Source organism: Micromonospora sp. MH33, assembly GCF_003013775.1.
In the GTDB taxonomy this organism is placed as follows: domain Bacteria; phylum Actinomycetota; class Actinomycetes; order Mycobacteriales; family Micromonosporaceae; genus Micromonospora; species Micromonospora fulviviridis.
In genome coordinates, this window is sequence record NZ_MUYZ01000387.1 from 1 (window position 1) to 5,313 (window position 5,313).

The 5,313-nt window shown below is 74.3% G+C and carries 3 protein-coding genes and 1 pseudogene; 1 reads left to right on the forward strand and 3 read right to left on the reverse strand.

The window, feature by feature from the left end; all coding sequences use genetic code 11:
* Positions 1–536, reverse strand: a pseudogene (locus B0E53_RS32835) (hypothetical protein); the annotation flags it as partial.
* A gap of 39 nt (positions 537–575) precedes the next feature.
* Positions 576–2,894 (reverse strand): transglycosylase domain-containing protein, encoded by a 2,319-nt coding sequence (locus B0E53_RS32840; protein ID WP_107079509.1) that lies wholly within the window; start codon positions 2,892–2,894, stop codon positions 576–578.
* 293 nt (positions 2,895–3,187) lie between these two features.
* Between B0E53_RS32840 and B0E53_RS32845 the strand changes: the two genes are divergently transcribed.
* Positions 3,188–4,375, forward strand: coding sequence for a glycoside hydrolase family 6 protein (locus B0E53_RS32845; RefSeq protein WP_107079510.1), 1,188 nt, complete (start codon positions 3,188–3,190; stop codon positions 4,373–4,375).
* Positions 4,376–4,435: 60 nt separating this feature from the next.
* Here the strand turns inward: B0E53_RS32845 and B0E53_RS32850 are convergent, their stop codons facing one another.
* On the reverse strand, positions 4,436–5,113 hold the full coding sequence (locus tag B0E53_RS32850; RefSeq protein WP_107079508.1) for a hypothetical protein: 678 nt from the start codon (positions 5,111–5,113) through the stop codon (positions 4,436–4,438).
* Between the last annotated feature and the right edge of the window lie 200 nt (positions 5,114–5,313).

Consider the following 5,313-nt stretch of genomic DNA (forward strand, 5'->3'; position numbering starts at 1 on the left):
GCGTCCCACCCGTCCGGCGTGCGGGCGGCGACGGCGAGGCCGCCCGCCGCGGTCACCCGCTGTTCGACCTCGGCCGCCGGGCGGGCGCCGATCCGCTCGCCCACCGTCGCCACCAGCGCCTCGTCGTCGGGGCGCGCCGGGTCGAGGTCGAGCGCGGCCAGCAGCCGCCGCCGGTGGTGCGGGTAGTTGGCGTGGGTACGCACCCAGCCGTCGGCGGCCGGCCAGAACCGGGACAGCGGGGCGAAGCCGCTGAACGCCTGCCCGTCCACCCGCAGATGCCGATCGCTGGTGAAGGAGACCGCCACCGCGCGGCTGTCGACGGTCAGCGGGCCGTCCGTCCCGGCCCCGCGCGCCCGGGCCAGTTCCAGGGCGGCCAGTCCGGCGGCGGCGACGCAGGCCACCGCCAGGTCGGTGACCGGCAGCCGGGCCGGCAGCGCCCCGGCGGGACCGGTCGGCCGCACCGCCGCGGCGTCGGCCGGGTCGCCGCCGAGCGCGGCCCAGGCCGACCGGATCGCGTCCATCGTCGGGTTCAGCACCGGTCGATCATCGCACCGCCGGCGGCGACCCCGGGGTCGTCACCGGGGTCGCCGGGTCTTCGACGGCGACAAAGTCGGTAGCGGGGTGAGCGAGGGGGAGACGGTCGGCAGCGAGGTCGGCCGGTCGCTCGGGCTGGGGCTCGGACGCGACGGGGTGGGGCTCGGCGTCGGCGGGACGGACCGGGTCGGGGAGGAGGTCGCCTGCGGCGGCGCCGGGGCGGTCGTCTCCGGGGCGTCGTCCGGGAACGCCGGATCCTGGAAGCGGTACTTGTCCGGGTCGAGCTTCAACGCCGCGGTGGCCTTCTCCATGAACTGCCGCCAGATCGGCCCGGGCCCGGTGGAGCCGTAGACCTCGTAGCTGCCGTCCTTCGTCCTGAGCGGCTTGCCGTCGGTGGTGCCGAGCCAGACGGCGGAGGCGAGCGCCCCGGTCCAGCCGACCATCCAGGTGTGCACGTTCTGGGTGGTGCTCTGCCCGGCCTGCCAGGTGCCGGTCTTGCCGGCGGAGTCCCAGTCGTTGTCCAGCTTGGCCGCCCTGACCCGGCGCAGCGTCCAGTCGAGCTGGTTGATCGCCTCCTGGTCGAGACCGAGGTCGGTCTGCTTGAGCTGCTCGCCCCACACCTTCTCGTCGCCCTTGGTCACCGACCGGACGAAGTGCGCCTCGGCGCGCTTGCCGCCGGCCGCGAAGGTGGCCATCCCGTTGGCGTGGTCCTGCACGCTGATGCCGTACTGGCCGATGCCGACCTCGGTGGAGAACCGCCCGGCCACCTCGTCGGCGGGCTTGTCCCGCAGGTCCACCCGCTGCGGCTGGGGGTTGCCCTTGACGGTCTCCCACATCGACTCGACCCCGGCCCGCTTGGCCATGTCGATGACCTTGGCGGTGCCGAGCTTCTCGGTCAGCTCGAAGTAGGTGACGTTCAGCGAGGCGACGGTCGCCTCCCAGAGGGCGCAGTTCGGCTGGCAGGGCGCGTGCTCGGCGTTGCGGATCGGGCCGGCCGGGCTGCCCTTTGTCCGCCCCGACTCGGGGAACTCCTTGGTGTCCGGCGAGTCGAACCGCTGCTTCACCGAGATCTTGTTCTCCACGGCGGCGGCCAGGTCGTACACCTTGAACGACGAGCCCGGCGGGTGCTGGCCGAACCCGCGGGCCTGGCCGTTCTCGTCGGAGTACCAGCCGGCGTAGTCGGCGCCGGAGCCCTTGTCGCCGCCGTAGTAGCCGAGCACCCGGCCGGTGCCCGGCTCCACCGCGACCAGCGCGGCCTGCCAGTTCTTCGGCTGGCCGCGGACCGCCTCCGGGGCGGTGTCCCGGCGGATGTCGGCGGCGGCCTCCGCGGCGTCCTGCACCCGTTTGTCGATGGTGGTGACGATCTTGTAGCCGCCGTCCCGGATCACCTCGTCCGGCTGGCCGCGGAACGGCTCGGTCTGCCGCAGTTCGCTGAGCACGTGGTTGACCACCAGGCCGGTCGGGCGGTCCAGCCCGGAGCGGCCGGCGTTGGGGTCGATCGGCCGCACCGTGTCCGGGTACGCCAGGTTCGCCGCCTGCTCCGAGGTGAGGTACCCGAGCTTCACCATGCCGTCGCGGATGTAGTTCCAGCGGTCGATCGAGTTCTGCTTCGCCGTGGCGTTGCGCCGCGGGTCGTAACCGGGGGAGCCCTCGGGGTCGGCCGGGTCCGCCTCCGGCTGCTTCACCATCGCGCAGAGCACCATCGCCTCGGCCTGGGTGAGCTGCTGCTGCGGCGGGGCGTCCCGGCGCACCGTCTTGCCGAAGAAGGTCTGCGCGGCCGCCTCGATCCCGTACGCGCCCCGCCCGAACGGGACGGTGTTCAGGTAGAAGCCGAGGATCTCCTCCTTGCTGTACTTGTCGTCCAGTTTCCAGGCGATGACCGCCTCGCGCAGCTTCCGCGAGTAGGTGACCCCGCGCAGGTCGGCGGCGACCCGCGCGTACTGCTGGGTGAGGGTGGAGGCGCCCTGCCGCTGTCCACCGGTGACGTTCGCCCAGGCCGCCCGCAGCACGCCCTTGAAGTCCACACCCTTGTTGGTCCAGAAGGTGCGGTCCTCGGCCGCCACGATGGCCTGCTTGGCCGAGTCGTTCATCTGGTCGTACGGGACGATGGTCCGGTTCTCGGCCCCCAGCTTCGCCATCGGCGTGCGGCCGTCGGCGTAGTAGACGGTGGTCGACTCCGGGAGTTTGAGGTCGGTGGGGGTCGGCACGCTGTCGAAGTAGTAGCCACCGGCCACCAGGCCCGAGCCGGCCAGCAGCGCGAGCACCGCCAGGAAGATCAGCAGGCGGTGTCGCCGGCGCTTGCGCCCCGGGGTCGGGGTCGCGGCACCGTCGGCGTCGTCGTTGTCACCGGTCTGAAGCATCCGCACCCGATACCCTCCGACTGCTCGGCCGAATCGTGTCCCTGCCCGGCTCGCAGGCTAGCGGAGCGGCGGTGACCGCACAGGCTTCCGCCGTCCCGCGGGTTGGCGTCCGGTGCGGCGGCCGGCGGGAGACATTGACAGTCGCGGCTGCTCCGGGCAGGCTCTGACGAGCTGCGGGAACGCTCCCATCGCCCGTTCCCCCGTCCCTCAGGAGCAATGACGTGGCCCTGACTCCCTTCCGGCGGCGCGCCGTCACCGGTCTCGCCGCCGTCGCCGCGACCCTCGCCGCGGCCGTGCCCTTCTCGCCCGCACCGGCCGGCGCGGAACTCCGCGACGGCGTGACCTTCTACACCCCCCGGCCGGACCACGGGGCGGTGACCCAGATCGCCGAGCAGACCGCCGCCGGGCGGTACCAGCAGGCGGCCGGGCTGCGTGCCATGATCCGCACGCCCCAGGCGGTCTGGGTGACCGGCGGTTCCCCCGCCGAGGTCGGCCGGACCGTCAACGCCGAGGTACGCCGTGCGGCCGCCAAGAAGACCGTGCCCGTGCTCGTGGCCTACAACATCCCGTTCCGCGACTGCGCGCAGTACTCGGCCGGCGGCGCCACCTCCGTGGCCGAGTACGAGGCCTGGATCGACGCCTTCGCCCGGGGCATCGGCGGCCACGAGGTGGCCGTCATCCTGGAGCCGGACGGCCTCGGCATCATCCCCTGGTACACCACCATCAACGGCACCCAGGACTGGTGTCGCCCGGCCGAGGCCGACCCGGCGACCGCCGCGGCCGACCGGTTCGCCATGCTCAACCACGCCGTCGACAGGCTGACGGCGCTGCCCCGCACCAGCGTCTACCTCGACGGCACGCACAGCGCCTGGCTCGGCGTCGGCGACGCCGCCGACCGGCTGGTCAAGGCCGGCGTCGCCAAGGCCGACGGCTTCTTCCTCAACGTCTCCAACTACGAGACCACCGAGCGCCAGCTCAAGTACGGCAACTGGATCTCCAAGTGCGTCCACTACGGCACCGCGGGTCCCGAGTGGGCGCGCGGGCACTTCGACTGGTGCGCCAGCCAGTACTACCCGGCCGACCCGGCCGACTTCAGCACCTGGGGCCGCACCGACGCCTGGTACGCCGAGAACGTCAGCGACGTGCCGGCCGACCGGCTCGCCCACTTCGTGGTGGACACCAGCCGCAACGGGCAGGGCCCGTGGACCCCGCCGGCCGGCGCGGGCTGGCCGGACCCGCAGACCTGGTGCAACCCGCCGGACCGGGGCCTGGGCGCACGCCCCACCACCGCGACCGGTGACCCGCTGGCCGACGCGTTCCTCTGGGTGAAGACGCCCGGCCAGTCCGACGGGCAGTGCGACCGGGGCACCGGCACCGGGCTCGACCCGGCGCGCGGCGGCACGGCCGACCCGGCCGCCGGCGCCTGGTTCGACGAGCAGGCCCTCGAACTGGTCCGGTACGCCAACCCGCCGTTGCGCTGACCCCGCTGGGCCGGTCCGGGGCGGCCCGAACGCCGCCCCGGCCCGGCCGTCGGCGCCGGATCAGCGCAGCGCCCACCCGCTGGCCCGGCCGTTGCGGGTCCGGCTGGTGATCCGGCGGGCCGGCCAGCGGCCGTTGCCGGAGCGGCCGGCCCACAACGGCGAGAGCCGCCACATCGGGGGGGGGGTGGTGTCGCCCGGTCCCGCGATGGCCTCCCGGTCGGCGTACCCGTGCCGCCGGAACAGGTCCCGGTCGGTCTCGGTGAACGCTTCCGCGTACGTCGGGAGGCTCAGGGTGTCCATCCAGCGCTGTGCCCCGACGAGCACCGCGGCGGCGCGGCGGGCGGCCGCCGGGCCGGGCGCGGCCAGCAGCGCGAGGTGGTTGTGCGCCTCCGCCGGTCGCCGGTCGGCGAGCGCCGCGTCGAGCCGGAGGAAGTGTTCCTCGTCCGGGCCGGCGGCCGCGGCGAGGCGGTCGGCGTACCGGTTCGGCGCCGGGATCGGCCGGTAGCGGTGGAACCACACGGTCGCCGCCGTGCCGTCCCGGAGCAGGAACGCGTCGCCGAAGAGCATCGCGTGTTCGGTCCAGATCCGGGCCACGGCGGCGAGCACGGCGGTGCGTCGTTGCGCGTCAGGGACGAGCCAGGCCGCGAGGGCGGTGGGGGAGAGGGCCTCGGCGACGAGATCGGCTATCCGGCCGATGTCGCACCAGCGGGCCCGGACGACGGGTGTAGCTGTGCTCATGAAGAAACTCCTGGTCACCAGGGTCGTCGACAAGTGGGAGGGCGCCGGGGTGGTCGTCGGCCGGCGCCGGCCGTGAGCGGCCGAACAGCTGTTTGGTGGAGGGAGCCGGGGCGGTGCGCGGCGGCCACCGCGGACCGGTCAGGCGGGCCGGGTGCCCGGGCGGGTCGAGCGGGACGCGGGCGCCGGGCGGTCGGCCGGGC